The sequence below is a fragment of the Vibrio tubiashii ATCC 19109 genome (genome assembly GCF_000772105.1).
Taxonomy (GTDB): domain Bacteria; phylum Pseudomonadota; class Gammaproteobacteria; order Enterobacterales; family Vibrionaceae; genus Vibrio; species Vibrio tubiashii.
The window spans coordinates 1,149,437-1,169,331 of sequence record NZ_CP009355.1 but is presented as its reverse complement, the minus strand read 5'-3'; the positions used below and the strand labels follow the sequence as shown (position 1 = coordinate 1,169,331).

Sequence of the window (19,895 nt, the reverse complement as noted above, 5' to 3'; positions counted from 1 at the left end):
ATAAAAGTAACTTCAATCCAGTTAGCCAGTTCTAGGCACTATTCGGATCGCTAACTGGATTATCTTACATTTACCTTATCAGTGCCGGATCAAACACTGTTGATCGGTTTCTTCCCGATTGTTTCGAGAAATAAAGTGATTTATCTGCATGCTCTAACCAAGTCAAATGACTAGCTTGGTAAGGCGATAGTTCGCATATACCAAGGCTGATTGTGTATTTCACCGAATGATGCTCGTAATTAACGTTCGCTTGTTCAATACGTTTGCGTAATCTTTCCGTAAAATAGAGAGCTTGTGTGGCGCAAGTGCCAGGAAGGAGTACAGTAAACTCTTCACCGCCGTATCTACCGCAGACATCAGACCCGCGAGAGGCTTTTCGCAGTTCGCTTGCAGTGTGGCGAATGACTTCATCACCGACAGTGTGCCCATAGGTGTCATTCACTCGCTTGAAGTGGTCGATATCGAAAATGACCAGAGACGAGCTTGCTCCTGTCACTTGGCAATGCTCGAATTCTTTTTGCAAGCAACTTTCCCAATGCGCTCGGTTAAATAGCTTAGTGAGACCATCAGTTCTGCTCAGGTCAGACAGCTTTTGATTGGAATCAGTAAGGTGAATTTTGTTTTTTGCTATGTCACTGACATCATTGATAATGATGCTAACGTGTGACACTTCACCGTTAACAGAGGTGAGAGGAGAGAAGGTGATGTTCTGGCGCATCTCCTTAAGACCGTTAGATATCGGACTGAAGTTCTTGAATTTAAAAAGAAATGGGCGATCTTCCCAGCAAGAGAAACCGCGGCTATTCAAGGTGAACGCCGTACTGACTTTGCTGCGAAGCCACAGTTCAGGCAAGTCATCGACCGCATCAAATAGAGCTTTACCAAGAATCTTATCTGCACTGATTCCACTGTAAGATTGCATAAAGGTATTCCAGACACAGACCTTGTATTCTCGATCAATGACGATCAGCCCTGCATCTAAATCACCAAGGATTTGCATTACCCAATGTAAATCGCTGATATCCGTGGAGTTCATAATACACTCTCCAAAATGTCTTCTATTGCATTCAAAGATTCATAATCCATCAGGAAAATGATGTCGCAGGCGATATCTAGATTCTCCGCCTTATAAACGAACTCTATGGTAAAAATATCCTGCTCATAGTCTTTAAGAAATTGGTCGCAACCTAGTGAAACTTGCAACAGATCTTTTTCTAAAACGATCGGTTGGCGCAGCGAAATTGCAATGTCGAGTTGTTTACTGAAAGAGTTGAGAAATGATGAGACCAACAAATTGGAAAGATCGAGAATCACCTCATTGACAGAGCTGCTAAGGGCATCATCGTCTGAGCGAGCGAGCAGTTCAAATCCAGAGCCATGCAGGCAGACTAAAGCTTCACCATTAATGCCGTTGCCAACGAAGCGTTGTGAGACAGCACGAGATTCAGAATTGTTAACAATATCTTGAACCGTCATAGTCAGCTCGGACTGATGTAATGAAGCCACGTTAGGTAGAGGCATCTCAATAAAACGGCCCATCTGCTGAGCAATTAATGAAGCACTCGCCCCTAGCGCAACGTTACTCATTTCACGAATTGCCGCCATTAAATCGATGGGTTTGTGGCGACGTTGATCTGGCCTGACATCGGTATTTCTTAAAGGTAATCGATAGTGGTCAAACAGTGCGACTAAATCGGAGGTGACAAAAGGCTTCTCGATAAAGTGCTGGGCACCCAAATCCATACACCGAGATTTGGCCTCTGACTGAATATCACCAGAAACCACCACCACTTGAGTAGGGTACTGGCTCACAGGCATAGAAGCCAGTACCTCAAAACCATCCATTACGGGCATGGTGAGGTCTAAGAAAAGCAGATCAATGTTGTGAGCCAGCATAACTTCAAGCGCTTCTTTGCCGTGCTCTGCTTGATGAATGGTGATATTGGTTGAGGGAGCAATTCTGCCGATGATTGATTTTCGGGCAATAACCGAGTCGTCACACACTAATATGTTCATTGTTGTAATTCGATAGCCTGTTATAAAGCGCCACTTAGATTGCAAAAGCGAAACTAAATTAATACTGTGACTTTGGTTCAATTAATAATGGTGATAGTTAACATATTTATATTGATGATTTCACGTGCTTTTTAGAAAGCTGACCGGAAAATTGGAGGTTCGACACAGAATCATTGAAATGAGACAGGAGGAGTCGCTAGCGAGACTTTTGATGTCGGTTGTTTATTTAGCTGCTGACAGATATTCCATGCAGTGTGCGTCACTTTAGCTAAATCTACCCCAGTGGAGATGCCTAACCCTTGGCAAAGGTAAAGTACATCTTCGGTAGCAACATTGCCCGCTGCGCCTTTCGCATAGGGGCACCCACCTAATCCTGCGACGCTTGAATCAATGGTTGATACCCCCATGAGCAGTGCTTGGTATAAATTGGTTAGCGCCTGCCCATAAGTATCATGAAAATGAGCGGCGATATGAGAAGGAGAGGTGGTCGAGAAAACCGCCTCTAGGACATTGGCGACTTTTAAAGGAGTGCCTGTGCCTACCGTATCGCCAAGGGAAACTTCATAGCAGCCCATATCCAACATTACCTGAGCAATATCCGCGACTTGTTTGGGATTGGTTGCGCCGTCGTAAGGGCAATCAATGATACAAGATAGGTAACCTCGAACGGGCAGACTATGCTTTGATGCCAACTCTATAACGTCTTCAAATCGCTCTAAACTCTGCGAAATCGAGCAGTTAATGTTACGTTGGCAAAATCCTTCTGATGCCGCAGTGAATACTGCAACCTGATCCACCCCACAATCTAGGGCTGACTCCAAACCACGAACATTGGGCGTTAAGGCTGAATAAATAACAGGATGTTGGCGATTGATAGTCGCGAACACCTCACGGGAGTTGGCCATTTGCGGTATTTTAGATTCGGAAACAAAAGCGCCGGATTCAATATGAGTAAGGCCAGTTTGAGAGAGCTGATCAATCAACGCGACCTTAACATTAAGCGGGAGTGTGGGTTCATTCTGCAATCCGTCTCGGGGGCCGACCTCGACGATATTCACGGATTTGGGAAGCTTAATGTGTTGGCTCATTGCTTTACTCCGAATTCCATTTAGGAGCGCGTTTTTCGAGAAAGGCTGACAAACCTTCTTGGCCCTGAGGGGAAACGCGAATATTCGCAATCAGCTCGCTCGTGTAGCTTTTCATCGACTCATCAATTGGAGCCTGATAGCAATGATGGCACAGCTTTTTGGCTTCGACCAACGCTTGCGGGCTGTGTTTTAGTAGCGGTGCAATCCATTCGCATGCTTGCTCTTTTAGTTGCTCAGAATTTGATAGCTGATGAACGATATTGAGTGATTGAGCGGTGTAAGCATCGATTCTTTCAGCAGAAAGCATATAGCGGCGAGCATTTCTAACGCCAATGGCGCGAATCACGTAGGGGGCTATGGTTGCCGGGACAAGTCCCAACTTCACTTCGCTCAAGCAAAACAGTGCGCTCTCATGCGCAATAACCATGTCACAGCAGCAGACTAGGCCAAGAGCTCCACCAAATGCGCTACCCTGAACCACTGCCATGCTTGGGTGCGGGAAGCGATCTAACTTATCGAGCAAAGTGGCCAGCTGAAAAGCATCAAGTTGATTTTCTTGCTGACTCTTTGCTGCCATTGAACGCATCCATTCAATGTCAGCACCTGCAGAGAAATGTTTGCCATTGCCTGACAGAATCAGCGCTCGGACACGAGTGTCTGACGATAAGGCATCTAAGTGAGTGATTAGCTGCGAAATGACCTCAGCATTGAAGGCGTTGGCGCTACTTGGGCGATTAAGTACCAAGTGAGCAATACCGTTTTCCTCTAGATGTACTTGAACATCACTTTTCTTGGCTATGCGGCTGTTGCGCTTCATGTCGTCACATCCTAAATATTCCAAATTGGCTATCTTCAACGGGTGCATTGAGAGCAATACGCAGCGCGTGGGCTAAAACATTGCGGGTCTCTTTCGGGTCGATAATGCCATCGTCCCATAGCCTAGCGCTTGCATAGTAGGGGTGTCCTTGGGTTTCATACAGATCAAGGATCTCTTCACGAAAGGCTTGTTCTTCTTGCGCCTGCCACTCTTTCCCTTGCCTTTGCATAACCTGGCTTTTTACTTGGGTGAGTACCCCAGCGGCTTGCTCGCCTCCCATGACAGAGATACGAGCATTAGGCCACATCCACATCATTGTGGGTTCATAAGCGCGGCCACACATTCCGTAGTTACCCGCACCATAGGAACCGCCAATTATGATGGTGAATTTTGGAACGTCTGCACATGCTACTGCCATAACGAGTTTGGCACCGTTTTTTGCAATGCCACCTTCTTCCACTCTTTTACCGACCATAAATCCGGTAATGTTTTGTAAAAAGAGCAGAGGTATTTTTCGTTTGGCGCACAGTTCGATAAAGTGCGCTCCTTTCTGTGCTGACTCAGAAAACAGAATGCCATTATTTGCAACGATGCCGATGAGTTGACCTTCTATTCGCGCGAATCCACATACTAAAGTAGTGCCAAATAGGGCTTTAAACTCATCAAATTCAGAGCCATCAACGACTCGGGCGATGATCTCTCTGACATCAAAAGAGAGTCGCAAATTGTCGTTAACTACACCGTAAATCTCTTCTGCAGCATAACGAGGCGGAGCAAAATCATTAAGCGATTGGCTCAATTCACAGGGTAGGTTGGCGTTTGATACGGCCTCGCGCGCTAACAGCATTGCGTGATGCTCATTTTCGGCATAGTAGTCGGCAACCCCAGATTTTCGGCAATGGACATCTGCTCCCCCTAACTCTTCTTCGGTGACCACTTCACCTGTGGCGGCTTTGACAAGCGGTGGGCCTGCTAAAAAGATAGTGCCTTGTTGTTTCACCATGATTGCAACATCGGACATCGCGGGAATATAAGCGCCGCCTGCGGTACAAAGACCTAATACCACAGCAATCTGCGGGATACCTTGTGCTGACATACGCGCTTGATTAAAGAAAATTCGTCCAAAATGTTCTTTATCGGCGAAGACTTCTGCCTGATGAGGTAAGTTAGCTCCGCCAGAGTCGACGAGATAGACACAAGGCAGTTTGCAGCGCTTGGCAATTTCTTGTGCTCTGAGATGCTTTTTCACCGTGAGAGGATAGTAGGTTCCTCCCTTTACCGAAGGATCATTGGCGATCACCATGCATTGGTGACCATTGATTTGTCCTATACCCGCCACAACCCCAGCACATGGTACGTTGTCGTCATAGACTTGCCAGGCAGCGAACTGACCAACCTCCAGAAAAGGACTGTTTTCATCAAGCAACATTGCGATACGTTCACGAACGGGAAGCTTACCTTTTCGGCGTTGATGTTCGAGCGCCTTTTCCCCACCGCCAAGCTTGATTGTGTCGATATCAGCATGCAGCTTTGTTACGAGTGACTCCATTGCGGCGAAGTTTTCCGCATAGAGCTGAGCATCTTTTTTAATTTTCGTTTTTATCGCTGGCATGGTGACCTCATTAACGAGTTTCTTCGAATAGTTCGCGACCAATGAGCATTCGGCGGATTTCAGACGTGCCAGCTCCAATCTCATACAGTTTTGCGTCTCGTAGTAGACGCCCTGCTGGGAACTCATTGATATAGCCATTTCCACCTAGGAGTTGGATGGCATCGAGGGCGATTTGGGTAGCGAGTTCAGCACAATAGAGGATCACACCGGCGGCATCTTTTCGGCTTGCATGACCTCTATCGCAGGCTCCAGCGACTGCATATAAGTAGGCGCGCGCTGCATTGGTTCGCGTGTACATGTCTGCGACTTTAGCTTGAACCAGTTGGAACTCACCGATCGATTGACCGAACTGTTTTCGGTCGTGGATATAAGGTATGACAAGATCTAAACAGGCTTGCATGATACCAAGTGGCCCAGCGGCGAGCACAACCCTTTCGTAGTCAAGCCCACTCATTAACACTCTCACGCCATGATTAACTTCGCCCAAGACGTTCTCTACGGGCACCTTGCAGTTTTCAAATACTAGCTCGCAGGTATTTGAGCCACGCATGCCTAACTTATCGAGCTTTTGTGCATGGCTAAATCCGTGAAAGGTTTTCTCGACTATGAACGCTGTAATGCCATGTGAGCCTTTGTCAGGTTCGGTTTTGGCGTAAACCACCAAAACATCTGCATCAGGGCCGTTAGTAATCCACATTTTTGAGCCATTAAGTAGATAATGATCGCCTTTTAACTCGGCTTTAAGCTGCATGCTCACCACGTCTGAGCCAGCATTGGGTTCACTCATTGCCAGAGCTCCGATATGAGTCCCTTCGATAAGCTTAGGCAGGTATTGAGTACGTTGAGCCTCGTTGCCATTACGAAATATCTGGTTAACGCATAAGTTTGAGTGAGCCCCATAACTCAGAGCGACAGAAGCAGAGGCGCGACTGATCTCTTCCATCGCAATGACATGAGCAAGGTAGCCCATTTCTGCGCCACCGTACTGCTCACTGACGGTCACACCCAGTAAACCCATACTACCTAGCTCGGGCCACAGCTGATTAGGGAAACTATTGGAGCGATCTATCTCTGCTGCGAGAGGCGCTATGTGTTGTTGGGCGAATCCACACACATGTTCACGTAGAAGATTGATGGATTCATCTAACCCAAAATTAAGAGGGATGTATTGTGATAGCATAACGCCTCCAAGCGAACGGTTTTTAGCGTATCGTTTCCAAAATCACCGTTTCCATAATTATCATTTCCAAAACTACTGTTTTAAAAACACTGTTTCAAAAAGCTCGAAGACGTTTGTGCTTATCTAGCTGGTTTGACTCGCCTCTAATGCCTGTTCACATCGCTCGCGAGCAAGGTTTAGATCACTCAGCATATTGTTAATGTCATCGAGTTGGCGCATCAGCACCGCTTCTTTTTCATCAATGATTTTCAGCATTTCAGTTAACTGAGTATCACCTTGATGAGTATCATAAAGTTCAAATAGCTCACGAATCTCTGCCAAAGAAAAACCTAGCCGCTTACCGCGTAGAATTAACTTTAGTCTGGTTCTATCTCGTCTGTTGTAGACGCGCATACTGCCTTTACGTTCGGGCTGAATGAGCCCCTCATCTTCGTAAAAACGGATGCTGCGTGTCGTTATGTCGAATTCTTTGGCGAGATCGCTAATCTTATATTTTTCCACTGAGACTCTATTCCTAGTTATCTAAATTCTTGGCTTGATGGCTGATTCTGAAATTGTTGAATCAAATAGTTTGCAAATTAGTTTATTTTGTTTCTTTACGTTTACGTAAATGTTAGTGCTATGCTTACGTAAACGTCAAGAAATTAAGTTAGGCCAATTTAGTAGAGAGATAGAGCGGTAATTAGATTGGTCATCAAGACAAACACTCACCAATGAGTAACAGAGCTACGTCAGAGAGGGCGGCGCAATGGAGCAAAAAGAGATTTGGATAGTGTCAGCGAAACGGACTCCCATGGGAAAGTTTCAAGGTTTGTTGGCTGATTACTCTTCACCACAGCTAGGCGCACTAGCGATACAAGGTGCGCTTGAACAGGCTCAACTATCACCCTATGAAGTGGATGAAGTCTATATGGGGTGCGTGCTGCCTGCAGGGTGTGGTCAAGCGCCTGCCAGACAAGCGGCTTTGGGCGGTGGCCTTGAGCAAAGTACCCCTTGCACCACAGTAAACAAAGTTTGTGGCTCAGGAATGAAATCGGTGATGTTGGCATATGACTTAATCAAATTGGGCTCGATTCAATGTGCGGTTGCTGGTGGTATGGAGAGCATGACAAACGCCCCTTACCTAATGAAAGAATCTCGCAGCGGCATGCGAATGGGGCATAAAACCACCTATGACCACATGTTCTTAGATGGACTGCAAGACGCCTACGAGGGCGAACTTATGGGTGTTTATGGCCAACAAATTGCCGATCAACTGGAGTTCACACGTGAGCAAATGGATGAATGGGCAACACAATCTGTTCATCGAGCTCTCGCAGCGGATAAACAGAATATGTTTGGTGATGAGCTGGTGTCTATTTCACTCAAAAGCGGCGAGACGCTCAACTATGACGAGCAGCCACGTTCTATCGACGCCAATAAAATCCCCAAGCTAAAGCCTGCTTTTGCCAAAGAGGGTTCAATCACCGCAGCCAACTCTAGTGCGATATCTGACGGCGCTGCTGCGTTGATCTTGATGGAATCTGAAAAGGCGAGTCGTCTTGAAATGAAACCTCTCGCGATCATCAAAGCGCATTCCACACACGCGCGAAAGCCTTCGGAGTTTACAGTTGCGCCTGTCTACGCGATTGAACAATTACTCTCGTCCTTAGATTGGGAGGTTGAAGACGTGGATTTGTGGGAAATCAATGAAGCCTTTGCTGTCGTTACACAAATCGCGGTGAAAGAGCTTCAGCTTGATAGTAGCAAAGTCAACATTAAAGGCGGAGCATGCGCATTGGGGCACCCGATCGGTGCGAGCGGCGCGAGAATTTTGACGACTTTGATATATAGCCTCAGACAACTTCAGGCGTACGGTGTTGATGGGGATGCAACCAAGCGTAAACCCATGAAAGGGGTCGCGGCAATTTGTATTGGTGGTGGTGAAGCAACAGCAATTGCCATCGAGATTCCAGTTTAAGAGCAAAAATACGGAAAGGAAAACACAATGACACAGACAGTCTCTTTGTTCGTCGGCGGTGAGTTTTGCCAATCTCAATCTAGTCAGTGGATCGACGTGACTAACCCAGCAACCAACGAAGTAATTGCAAAGCTTCCGTGTGCTACCGAAGATGAAATGGAGTGCGCTATTGTTAACGCTGAAACCGTCTTTCATCAATGGAAGAATGTGGCGGTGTCGGAGCGTGCTAGGGTCATGCTGAGATATCAACATTTGTTGAAAGAGCACCATGATGAAATTGCTGAAATTTTATCGAAAGAGACAGGCAAAACCACGGTTGATGCCAAAGGGGATATCTGGCGAGGGATAGAGGTGGTTGAACAGGCCGGAAATATCGCCAGCAACATGATGGGAGAAACGGTTGAGAACGTAGCAACCGATATCGACTCCTATTCACTGATTCAGCCTCTAGGTGTGTGTTGTGGTATCACGCCTTTTAATTTCCCGGCGATGATTCCGTTGTGGATGTTTCCGCTCGCCATTGCAGCGGGAAATACCTTTGTTCTCAAGCCATCCGAGCAAGTTCCTTTGACGGCAATGCGTTTGGCACAATTGTTTGAACAAGCGGGCGCACCAAAAGGCGTTCTACAAATTATTCATGGTGGTAAAGAGCAGGTGGACTATCTGCTTGAACACCCTGTCATCAAGGCCGTCTCATTTGTTGGTTCGGTGAATGTTGCTCAATACATTTACCATACGGGCACAGCTAACAATAAGCGTGTTCAGGCGTTTGCTGGGGCTAAAAACCATATGGTTGTGATGCCAGATGCAAACAAAGCTCAGGTCATTAACAACTTAGTAGGTTCCTCGGTGGGGGCTGCGGGGCAGCGTTGCATGGCCATTTCTGTCGCGGTTTTTGTCGGCAGCTCTAAAGAGTGGATCAGTGACCTTGCTACTGAAATGGCGAAGGTTAAACCCGGCGCTTGGAACGACGAACAAGCAGGGTATGGTCCCTTAATTAGTCAGCAAGCGAAGCAGCGTGTTACGAGCCTCATTGAGGAAGGTAAGGCACAAGGGGCTAAATGCGAATTGGATGGCACAAATTGCGTTGTTGAAGGTTTACCTGATGGGAACTGGCTCGCTCCAACGCTGTTTAGTGGCGTGACGACCGATATGTCCATTTATCAACAAGAGATATTCGGCCCTGTGTTGGTGTGTTTAGAAGTCGATACGCTGGAAGAGGCAATCGAGCTGATAAACAACAACCCATATGGTAATGGCACATCAATATTTACTGCCAACGGCGCCGCTGCGAGAAAATACCAACATGAGATTCTGGTGGGCCAAGTTGGGATCAATGTGCCGATTCCAGTGCCGTTGCCTTTCTTCTCATTTACCGGTTGGCGAGGCAGCTTCTATGGCGATCTTCACGCCTATGGTAAGCAAGCAGTGCGCTTCTACACGGAAACCAAAACCGTCACAGCGCGTTGGTTTGATGATGATATTCCATCAGGGCCGAACATGACGATTCAGCTTCGATAAAGGGGGAGATATGGACTTCGAACTCAATGAAGATCAAAGAGCGTTTGCCGACACCGCAATGCAGTTTGCAAGAGAAAAGTTAGCGCTCAACGCAGCAGAGTGGGACGAGCAGCAAATCTTCCCTAAAGAGGTGCTGAGAGAAGCCGGGGAGCTTGGCTTTCTTAGTCTTTATACACCTGAAGAACAAGGCGGCTTAGGATTGAGCCGATTAGATGCTTCGATCATTTTTGAGCAGCTTGCTATGGGCTGTACGTCGACCACGGCGTTTATGACTATCCATAATATGGTGACATGGATGGTAGGAAGCTTTGCCAGTGACAAAGTAAAACAAGAGATATGCCCTAAGCTGATAACAGGCGAGTTGCTAGGCTCTTACTGCTTAACGGAGCCAAACGCTGGATCAGATGCCGCCTCTCTGACCACAAGCGCCAAACTCACTGAAGATGGCTATGTCATCAACGGAGCCAAAGTATTCATATCTGGCGCGGGTGAAACCGACGTGCTGGTGGTTATGGCGAGAACAGGCAGTGAAGGCGCAAAAGGTGTCTCTGCATTTGTGGTGCCTGCCAATATCGAAGGTATTAGCTATGGGCGAAAAGAACCCAAGATGGGCTGGAACTCACAACCAACACGCAGCATTACGTTTGAGAACGTTGTTATCCCGAAAGACTACTTATTGGGTGAAAAAGGGCAAGGTTTTATCTTTGCCATGAAAGGGCTTGATGGCGGGCGAATAAACATCGCAACCTGTTCTGTTGGCACTGCCCAACAAGCGCTTAATCAGGCAATCCAATACGTCAATGAGCGCAAACAGTTCGGCAAAACGATCGGCAGTTTTCAGGCACTGCAATTTAAACTCGCGGACATGGCGACTGAGCTAGTCGCCGCTCGACAATTGGTGCGATTAGCGGCAAGCAAACTCGATAATGGTGATCCTGAAGCAACAACATACTGCGCGATGGCGAAACGTTTTGCCACTGATGTGGGCTTTAAGGTTTGTGATCAGGCACTTCAGCTCTACGGAGGCTATGGTTATATCAAAGAGTACCCATTAGAGCGTCATTTTAGGGATGTAAGAGTTCATCAGATTTTGGAAGGCACTAACGAGATCATGCGCGTTATTGTTGCAAGACGTCTTCTTAGCGAAGGCTCAGAAATACTCTAAGGAAAGAGATTATGTCACAGCAATCAGTTAATCCTATCGAACACAAGATATATAACCATGTCGCTGTATTGACGATGAACAACCCGCCAGCCAACACTTGGACAAAACAGAGCTTGAATCAGCTTAAACAGTTGGTGAATGAGCTTAATAGCAATATGGATGTCTATGCTCTGGTGATTACTGGCCAAGGAGAGAAGTTTTTCTCCGCGGGCGCTGATCTGAATCTTTTTGCCTCCGGAGACACAAGTGTTGCCGCGGATATGGCTCGCGCCTTTGGAGAAGCCTTTGAGACCTTGAGTGCTTTTCGTGGCGTTTCCATTGCCGCCATAAATGGTTATGCGATGGGAGGTGGGCTAGAAGTCGCGCTCGCCTGCGATATTCGCATCGCAGAGAAACAAGCTAAGTTAGCTTTGCCTGAAGCGAAAGTCGGCTTGTTGCCTTGCGCTGGTGGGACACAAAACCTAACAGCGTTAGTCGGAGAAGGATGGGCTAAGCGAATCATTCTGTGCGGTGAACAAGTGAGTGCCGATAAAGCGTTTGATATCCGTTTAGTTGAAGAGGTCGTGGAGCAGGGGCAAGCACTTGAAGCTGCAATTCAACTAGCAGAGATGGTGGCCAACCAATCACCACCTGCCGTCTCCGCTTGCAAAACACTGATTCAGACGACTCGCTCGAATCCTATTTCTTACGGATTAGTCAAAGAGCGAGAACTATTTATTCACCTATTTGATACAGAAGATCAGACAGAGGGCGTAAATGCCTTCCTAGAAAAACGTCGCCCAGAATGGAAAAACAAATAGGTTCAGGAGGAAGCTATATGAGTGATTTAGTCCATTTTGCGGAGCTGCCCTGTAGTGACAGTGAGCATAAAATCGCCGTTGCCACCTTAGACAACGCCCCCTCTTTAAATGCGCTATCAGTAGATATGTTGGCAAGTTTAAAGCACCAGTTAGACAAGTGGCATGAAGATGACTCTATTATATGTATTTTACTTGAGGGGGCTGGAGAAAAGGCATTTTGTGCAGGTGGGGATGTTCGCACCATGTATAGCGTCATGAATGGTGCCAAAGACGAACAAATACAGGATTTTTGTTCGCACTTTTTCACCGTCGAGTATCAGTGCGATTATCTTATTCATACCTACTGTAAACCGATTATTGCCTGGGGTGAGGGAATCGTAATGGGCGGTGGCATGGGGCTCTACATGGGGTCGAGCCATAAGGTAGTGACTCCAGATTCTCGCCTTGCCATGCCCGAAATTAGTATTGGCCTATATCCTGATGTGGGCGCAACCTGGTTTTTAAATCGCCTCGATAGCGGTGTTGGCTTGTTTCTCGGACTGACCGGAATGATGGTGACCGCTACGGATGCAGTCTCGCTTCACTTAGCTGACCATATGGCGTTACCTGACCACAAGTCTGTACTTCTTCAGCAGCTACAAATCGCCGATTGGGATTGCGTCGATGATGCCTATGAGGTGGTGACTGAAATGCTCGAATCGTTCGAAGCTGAGGTCAATGAGCATAAACCTGAAGCGCAGATCTTGCCTTATCTCAATCATATTCAATCCGCTTGCCATGCAGATAGTGCTTTGCAGGTGGTCGACAACATTCAAGCATTGTCGATTGGCGAAAAGTGGTTAGAGACCGCTAAGGCGAATCTAGCAAACGGTAGTTCGGTCACTGCGCATATTTGCTATCGCCAAATGACCCAGTACAGCCAGTTATCACTTGCCGACTGTTTCCGTCTTGAACTTAACCTGTCTGTTCGCAGTGCTCTACTCGGAGAGTTTAGAGAAGGCGTTCGTGCGCGATTAATCGATAAAGATGGTAATCCTAAATGGCGCTATAAAAATGTGGCTGAAGTTGAAGACAAGGTGATCGACAGTTTGTTTACTTCTCTTTGGTCAGAGGAAAAACACCCACTGTCGCAGTTAGGGCATTACTAGGTTGATAAAAGAAAAATCGGAGAAACGTCATGGAAACTATCGCATTTATTGGGCTAGGCAACATGGGTGCACCTATGGCAACCAATCTAGTCAACGCAGGTTTTAATGTTCAAGTGTATGACTTAGTCGACAGTCTAACGAGGCCGCTTGCAGAGGTTGGCGCGAAAGTATGTGGTTCACTTGAGAGTGCGGTTGATCAAGCTGATGTGGTCATCAGCATGCTGCCAGCAGGAGAGCACGTTAAATCTGTGTACTTGGATGGTCAGGGTAAAGAAGGTCTACTCAGTCATATAAAGCCAGGAACGTTAATCATTGACTCATCAACCATTGACCCAGAGTCGGCGCGTTTAGTCGGGCAAGCGGCGGATGAAAAGGGTGTGTTTTTTACTGATGCGCCGGTATCCGGTGGGGTTGCGGGAGCAAAAGCAGGTACGCTGACCTTTATTGTTGGCGGAAGTGATGAGGCGTTCCACAAAGCAGAGAAAGTGCTGCAACATATGGGAAAAAATACCTTCCATGCCGGTCAAACTGGTAGCGGTCAAATGGGCAAAATCTGCAATAACTTGATGCTCGGTATTTTAATGTCAGGGACTTGTGAAGCGCTCAATTTAGGTATTGATAATGGGCTAGACCCTAAAGTGCTATCAAACATTATGCTACAAAGCTCAGGTCGAAACTGGGCATTAGAACTTTACAACCCATGTCCAGGAGTAATGGAAAATGCTCCAGCATCAAATCAGTACCAGCCGGGTTTTATGAGTAAGCTTATGCTAAAAGATCTTGGCCTAGGCTTAGAAGCTGCCTCTAAGAGCCAATCCTCCGTACCTATGGGTTCATTAGCGCGAAACTTGTATGCATTTCATAATCTAAATGGTAACGAAGAGCTCGATTTCTCTAGCTTGTTTGAGTTCTATCAATCGAACAACGATAAGTAAAAGGAGCTTGCTATGGAGTTAAAAGAAAGCGTGATTGCTATTACTGGAGCTGGGCAAGGTTTAGGGCAAATGATGGCTGTCACGTTAGCCCACGCTGGCGCTGAAATGGCACTTATCGACGTCAACGAACAAGCTTTGAGGCACACCCAAGAACAATGTCATATGCTTGGTGTTAAGGCGTTGACTTATCGAGCCGATGTGACCAATGAAGATGAAGTAGAGCAGGTGTTCAGTGACATTGTCACTGATTTTGGTCATTTAGATGGCTTAGTCAATAATGCGGGCATTTTACGAGATGGTCTGCTAGTGAAAGTCAAAGATGGCGAAATCTCAAAGATGTCACTCGAACAGTTTAACTCCGTGATAAACGTAAACCTTAGCGGGACGTTTCTCTGTGGGCGTGAAGCTGCGTTAAATATGATTAAGACTGAGCGTAAGGGCGTAATTATCAATATCTCTAGTGTCGCTCGCGCGGGAAACATAGGCCAAACTAATTATGCAGCCTCGAAAGCGGCAGTGGCGACACTGGCAACAACATGGGCGAAAGAGTTGGCGAGATTTGGCATTAGGGCAGCAGCGATAGCACCAGGCGTGATTGAGACCCCGATGGCGGCGCAAATGAAACCGGAAGCGATCGCCCGATTAGAGTCTATGATTCCTGTTGGGCGAATGGGAGAAACAGCAGAGATTGCCAATACGGTTAAATTTATTTTCGAAAACGACTATATCAATGGCCGCATTATTGAGGTTGATGGTGGGATAAGAATGTAGGGTTATTTATGTATATGCAACAAGTATAAAAATATGCCTCTAAATAGTTAGATTTAGAATATTTTCGACAACTAATCGAAAAGTTTAAATTTTGTGCTTACACTTATAGAACAGCATGCATATACAAATAATAACTCGGCTTATTAGAGATACTTCATCTGGAAGAAATGTATTACTAAAGCGTTGGTTGGCGAGTTTCCTCTAAATAAACAGGCAGATACGGAATATCTGTGAGGGGTTGTCGTTATGAAAATTGCAACGAAGATAGTGTTGGCTTCAACGCTATTGTGCACCTTGGCGGTTGTCGCAACCGGTGTCATTGTCGGATGGCGTTCTTCAGGACTTTCTGAACAAGCGTTATTTGAACGGGCAACCAGTCAATTGATTTCCGTTCGTGAAATTAAGAAAAATGAAATTGAAAGTTATTTCAAACACATAAGTGGTCAAGTCGTAACGACCGCCAATTCTGTTGGGGTCAAAGATGCGATGGGCGCGTTTAGTGAAGCGTTCAAGTCATACCCAATAGAGCAAGTCTCTCAAAGCGATATCGGGCAGTTACAATCCTATTACCAAGCAAATTTTGGCGCGACCTATAAAGGGGCCAATGGTGGTGCATCGGCCAATGAAATGCAAAAGCTCAATGCATTATCCCCCCTTAGTAAAGCGCTCCAAGCCCGTTATATCGGTACAAACCCTAACCCTCTTGGCGAAAAACACAATTTAATGAGTGACTCTTTGGGTACCGAATATGATTCTGTCCATGCTACGTATCATCCAAGTATCAAAGGTTTCTTAGAAGAGTTTGGTTATTACGATATTTTCTTAGTCGATGTAGATGGCAATATCGTTTATTCAGTGTTTAAAGAGCTCGACTATGCGACTAATTTAAACTCTGGCCCTTATGCGAATAGTGGTATAGCCAAAGCGTTTAAAAATGCGCTGAATTTGTCAGCCAATCAATATCACTTAGAAGATTTTTACCCCTATTATCCCTCTTATGAAGCGGCCGCTTCTTTTATTGCCACTCCTGTTAAAAAGTCTAACCAAACATTGGGTGTGTTGATCTTCCAAATGCCTGTCGATGAGATCAATCGAATTATGACTTTTAACAGTAATTGGAGCTTCGCTGGATTAGGGGAAAGTGGCGAGACTTACTTAGTTGGACAAGATGGACTACTCCGTAGCGAATCCCGCTTCTTAATGGAAAACCCAGACAGCTATTTTGCGGCATTGAAGGAAGCAGGTGTTTCTCAGTCAGTGCTAGCACAAATTGAAGGTAAGTCTTCAGCGATTGGCCGTCAACCTGTTGCGACTGCAACCTCAAAGGCTGCCCTTAAAGGCCAGAGTGGATCTGACATTGTCACCGATTATCGAGGCGTTGAAGTTCTCTCTGCTTATTCACCGGTAAATGCGGCAGGGCTAACATGGGGCATTGTGACTGACATCGATAAGCATGAGGCCTTAGAAGATTTAGAAACCTTGATTAGTTCGCTAGCCATGACAGTCATCACTAGCATTGTAATTGTGGTAGCGCTAGCCGTGTTTATTTCCTATCTACTCGGTAACAGCATTGCTAAACCGATCAAGCTTGCTAGTGAGAAAGTGCAATGGATCGGCAAAAACAATGATCTGACCCAGCGTCTAGAAGAGTCTGGTAAAGATGAAATGACCGATTTAGCTATCTCGCTCAATTCGTTGTTTGCTCATCTACAAGATATCATTGGTCAGTTTGCGCAAACCACCAATAACCTTAACAGCAACACCCAGAGCATGGCGGGTAATATGAACAGTACCCGTGAATCGGTTGCTGACCAAAATCATAGAACAGAGTCGGTAGCGACTGCGGTGAATGAGATGAGTGCCTCTATCGCCGAGGTGGCGCAATTTGCGACACGCGCAGCAGAGTTTGTTAAAAATGCCAATGATACTGGCAGTGAAGGTGTTCAGGTTGGTCAGAACTTAGGTAGTGAAATCTCTCGTTTAGACGCAGAGATGAAAACCGCAGTCGATGCGATCCAAAGATTGCATACTGAAACTAACTCGATTGCCGAAGTGCTCGATGTTATTCAAGGTATCGCAGAGCAAACCAATCTTCTTGCTCTGAATGCAGCGATAGAGGCGGCAAGGGCAGGTGAGCAAGGTCGTGGCTTTGCGGTCGTTGCGGATGAAGTTCGCTCTCTTGCGGGTCGAACACAGTCTTCTACTGAAGAAATTCGTGAAAAAATTGAATCTCTTCAGCGCGAAACTCAAAGTGTGTCTCAGAGTATAGAGAGCGCAAATAACACGGTGTCTGAGGGTGTCACCACCTGTGATAAAAACACTGAGATGCTCGAGCAAATTGTGACTATGCTTAATGACCTAAATGAGATGAACGTACAAATCGCAGCTGCTACTGAGGAACAAAAGGCTGTAACTGACGAGATAAGTGGCAGTATTACTTCTATTGCAGATGCCTCTTCAGCGGTATCGGTTCAAGTGCAAGATGTCGATGATGTGCTTCAAGGTTTGTCTAGCGAAGCTGATCGATTGAATGCGGAAGTGTCGCAATTTAAATATTAATAGTGTCCTCGCAGCAAAAGCTCTTTCATCGCGAAAGAGCTTTTTTTATTTCAATCTATGTCTTAGACTCGATCCAAATCTTATGGAGTATATATCACATGGATCTGAAGCAATTTCTCGACAACCTTTCTCAATCGCCTGAATCGGTGCGATTTGAAGACACTATGGCGGTCATTGAAGCGAACTATGAGTTCACGCCAACCGCGTTTGTCAACGGAGAGACCTTAAACGACGCAAACCAGAACAATGGTTCGTGCAAAATCTTTGCGTTTGGCCTTCTAAACCAATTAGACCCTTCATCAACACTGGCTTGTTTTGGCAAGTTTTATCGCGAAGATGTCTTAGGCAATCCGGATGGTCAAGATCACGCCAACATTCGTAACTTTATTCAGTTTGGCTGGCAAGGCATCAGATTTGAAGGTGATGCACTCATTTCTAAATAGCAGATAAAGGAGCCTAGTGCTCCTTTTTTAATTGGAGCGTTTGCTATGAACAATTCAGATTTGGCTAAGTATTTAGACAGTTTTAAATGTGCAGTGTCAGGCTATCCGTTTGGCCCTGATGCTTTAGTATATAAAGTGAAAGGCAAGATGTTTGCGATACTTGCCGAGCGTGAAGGGCGTGAGTACGTGACGGTGAAAGTCGTTCCTGAAGATGGAGAAGTCCTCACCTCTCAGTTTAACGATATTACTCCCGGCTATCACACCAACAAGCGCCATTGGGTAACGGTTTACTACCCTGGCGATGTTGAAGATGGACTTGTACAAGATCTTTGCGAGCGCTCATACAAACTGGTGGCAAAGAAGCTTCCAAAGGCCGATAGAGTTGAGTTGGGCATTAGTTAATGAACTGCTGGTGGAACGAGGGTGCAGGAAAATTCGCCTTGATTGCTTGAACTCGCATCATGTTGCTTTAAAACTCAGCAAACAAACGGAATAATTCGATTTTTGTTTGACTCTCTAAGCTCAATCCGTAGAGTATGCATCGAACGCAGCGGTGGGTAACTAAAGCGTTAGAAAGAAGGGCGCGTTGGCAGAGTGGCTATGCAGCGGATTGCAAATCCGTGGACCTCGGTTCGACTCCGGGACGCGCCTCCATTCTTTTCTCGGGTACGGCAACAGCAATATTCGAATGTGGAAGCACAGATGTGAAAGCATCTTACTAGACCAGCGAAAGCTGGTTTTTTTGTATCTGAAGCAAGTGAACCTTTCTAGCTGAGGCTGATGCAGTGCACAAGTGTGACTCTAGGATCAGCATTTATCCTCTAATCTCCATACAATACTTGTTCTCCAGGTTAGTAGTGAAGACGCATGAGAAATACCGACGACTATATTATTTTCTACCATTTGGTTGAGCAGGGATCATTTAGTGCTGCTGCGAGGCACATGGAATTGACGAAATCGGTTGTCAGTAAGCGCATCGCTAAACTTGAGCAAGATATCGGCGTTCAACTCCTTTACCGAACGACTCGAACCCTCAAACTGACAGAGTCTGGGCAAGCCTTTTTTGAACATGCGAGAAGTGTTTATCAAGCTGTAGCAACGGCTGAGGAATCGATTGTTGGCTTAGGCAAGAGCTTATCTGGCAACATTAAAATTACTGTTCCGATCATATCTGGTGAGTTGATCTTACCTACTGTTATTGCTGAATTTAACCATGAATACCCCGATATCAGTATTGATATGGAGCTAGATAATCGCTTTGTGGATATCGTCAATGAGCGTTTTGATTTAGCCATTCGCACTGGGGTTCTTCCAGATTCGAGCCTCATCGCGCGCAAGTTAGTTGATGCTAATTGGATTGTTTGTGCCTCACCTAAGTACATAGCGAAAAACGGTAAGCCTAAAACGCCGAAAGAACTCACAAAACACAATTGTTTAGCCTATGCCTATCAGGAAACGGGAGCGAGAGAGTGGGCGTTTAAAAACGGTGACGATGTCTATCAAGTCAAAGTGGATGGCAATCTGTGTACCAATAACTCTTCAGCCCTACGTAACGTTGCTTTGTTAGGGCAGGGAATCATTTACGTGCCTCGTGTGTTGGTTTATGGAGATCTACAGCAAGGCCGGTTGATTCAACTGTTTAAAGAGGAAACGGCAAAGTGCCTCGGTATCTATGCGGTCTACCCATATACTCGCCAACAGCCTGAAAAAATTAAGCTTTTCATTGAGCATTTGTATCAATGCTTTCAAGAGCGCAGCTATCAATTTTAATTGAAAGCGTCTTTTGCTAAACGAAATCTAGCCTAGAACACTTTTTCAAACTTACGACTTGAGTTCCTATTAGCTGCTTCTTTGTTGAGAGTCTTAGCTTGTCACAATAA

Annotated in this window: 18 protein-coding genes and 1 tRNA gene; 12 read left to right on the top strand and 7 right to left on the bottom strand. The window is 46.0% G+C overall.

What is annotated here, in order from left to right:
• Positions 1–70: 70 nt before the first annotated feature.
• The 7 genes from IX91_RS20420 to IX91_RS20390 all read right to left on the bottom strand — a co-directional run bounded on the left by IX91_RS20420 (position 71) and on the right by IX91_RS20390 (position 7,214).
• Complete coding sequence (locus IX91_RS20420) at positions 71–1,036, bottom strand: sensor domain-containing diguanylate cyclase (RefSeq protein WP_004743096.1); 966 nt, start codon at positions 1,034–1,036, stop codon at positions 71–73.
• The gene (locus IX91_RS20415; protein WP_038197720.1) at positions 1,033–2,016 is read right to left on the bottom strand and encodes a response regulator; all 984 of its coding nucleotides are present in this window, start codon (positions 2,014–2,016) and stop codon (positions 1,033–1,035) included. The genes IX91_RS20420 and IX91_RS20415 overlap by 4 nt, the downstream gene beginning before the upstream one ends.
• Before the next feature lie 170 nt (positions 2,017–2,186).
• The gene (locus IX91_RS20410; protein WP_004743098.1) at positions 2,187–3,104 is read right to left on the bottom strand and encodes a hydroxymethylglutaryl-CoA lyase; all 918 of its coding nucleotides are present in this window, start codon (positions 3,102–3,104) and stop codon (positions 2,187–2,189) included.
• Positions 3,105–3,108: 4 nt separating this feature from the next.
• A complete protein-coding gene (locus tag IX91_RS20405) occupies positions 3,109–3,921 on the bottom strand; it encodes an enoyl-CoA hydratase-related protein (protein WP_004743099.1) in 813 nt (270 codons plus the stop codon).
• A gap of 4 nt (positions 3,922–3,925) precedes the next feature.
• A complete protein-coding gene (locus IX91_RS20400; RefSeq protein WP_004743100.1) occupies positions 3,926–5,533 on the bottom strand; it encodes a carboxyl transferase domain-containing protein in 1,608 nt (535 codons plus the stop codon).
• Positions 5,534–5,543: 10 nt separating this feature from the next.
• Positions 5,544–6,713 carry an isovaleryl-CoA dehydrogenase gene (locus IX91_RS20395; RefSeq protein WP_004743101.1) on the bottom strand — a complete coding sequence of 390 codons (1,170 nt, stop codon included), beginning with the start codon at positions 6,711–6,713 and terminating at the stop codon, positions 5,544–5,546.
• Between the two features lie 123 nt (positions 6,714–6,836).
• Positions 6,837–7,214, bottom strand: a complete 378-nt coding sequence (locus IX91_RS20390) for a MerR family transcriptional regulator (protein WP_004743102.1) — start codon at positions 7,212–7,214, stop codon at positions 6,837–6,839.
• A gap of 247 nt (positions 7,215–7,461) precedes the next feature.
• Between IX91_RS20390 and IX91_RS20385 the strand changes: the two genes are divergently transcribed.
• From IX91_RS20385 to IX91_RS20330, 12 genes are all read left to right on the top strand, one after another.
• The gene (locus IX91_RS20385) at positions 7,462–8,673 is read left to right on the top strand and encodes a thiolase family protein (protein ID WP_004743103.1); all 1,212 of its coding nucleotides are present in this window, start codon (positions 7,462–7,464) and stop codon (positions 8,671–8,673) included.
• A gap of 27 nt (positions 8,674–8,700) precedes the next feature.
• Positions 8,701–10,194, top strand: a complete 1,494-nt coding sequence (locus IX91_RS20380) for a CoA-acylating methylmalonate-semialdehyde dehydrogenase (protein ID WP_004743104.1) — start codon at positions 8,701–8,703, stop codon at positions 10,192–10,194.
• A 10-nt stretch (positions 10,195–10,204) separates the two neighbouring features.
• Entirely contained in the window at positions 10,205–11,359 is a 1,155-nt protein-coding gene (locus tag IX91_RS20375; RefSeq protein ID WP_004743105.1) for an acyl-CoA dehydrogenase family protein, read from the top strand.
• Between the two features lie 11 nt (positions 11,360–11,370).
• The gene (locus IX91_RS20370) at positions 11,371–12,159 is read left to right on the top strand and encodes an enoyl-CoA hydratase (protein WP_004743106.1); all 789 of its coding nucleotides are present in this window, start codon (positions 11,371–11,373) and stop codon (positions 12,157–12,159) included.
• A 17-nt stretch (positions 12,160–12,176) separates the two neighbouring features.
• Complete coding sequence (locus tag IX91_RS20365) at positions 12,177–13,307, top strand: enoyl-CoA hydratase/isomerase family protein (RefSeq protein ID WP_004743107.1); 1,131 nt, start codon at positions 12,177–12,179, stop codon at positions 13,305–13,307.
• A 29-nt stretch (positions 13,308–13,336) separates the two neighbouring features.
• Positions 13,337–14,242, top strand: a complete 906-nt coding sequence (gene mmsB, locus IX91_RS20360) for a 3-hydroxyisobutyrate dehydrogenase (protein WP_004743108.1) — start codon at positions 13,337–13,339, stop codon at positions 14,240–14,242.
• A gap of 12 nt (positions 14,243–14,254) precedes the next feature.
• The gene (locus IX91_RS20355; RefSeq protein WP_004743109.1) at positions 14,255–15,013 is read left to right on the top strand and encodes an SDR family oxidoreductase; all 759 of its coding nucleotides are present in this window, start codon (positions 14,255–14,257) and stop codon (positions 15,011–15,013) included.
• A gap of 246 nt (positions 15,014–15,259) precedes the next feature.
• Positions 15,260–17,572: a methyl-accepting chemotaxis protein gene (locus IX91_RS20350; RefSeq protein WP_004743110.1), complete on the top strand. Its 2,313-nt coding sequence runs from the start codon at positions 15,260–15,262 to the stop codon at positions 17,570–17,572.
• Positions 17,573–17,670: 98 nt separating this feature from the next.
• Complete coding sequence (locus IX91_RS20345; protein WP_004743111.1) at positions 17,671–18,015, top strand: HopJ type III effector protein; 345 nt, start codon at positions 17,671–17,673, stop codon at positions 18,013–18,015.
• Between the two features lie 45 nt (positions 18,016–18,060).
• The gene (locus IX91_RS20340; protein ID WP_004743112.1) at positions 18,061–18,417 is read left to right on the top strand and encodes an MmcQ/YjbR family DNA-binding protein; all 357 of its coding nucleotides are present in this window, start codon (positions 18,061–18,063) and stop codon (positions 18,415–18,417) included.
• A 178-nt stretch (positions 18,418–18,595) separates the two neighbouring features.
• A tRNA-Cys gene (locus IX91_RS20335) sits at positions 18,596–18,669 on the top strand.
• A 213-nt stretch (positions 18,670–18,882) separates the two neighbouring features.
• Positions 18,883–19,785, top strand: coding sequence for a LysR family transcriptional regulator (locus IX91_RS20330; protein ID WP_004743113.1), 903 nt, complete (start codon positions 18,883–18,885; stop codon positions 19,783–19,785).
• The last annotated feature ends 110 nt before the right edge of the window (positions 19,786–19,895 follow it).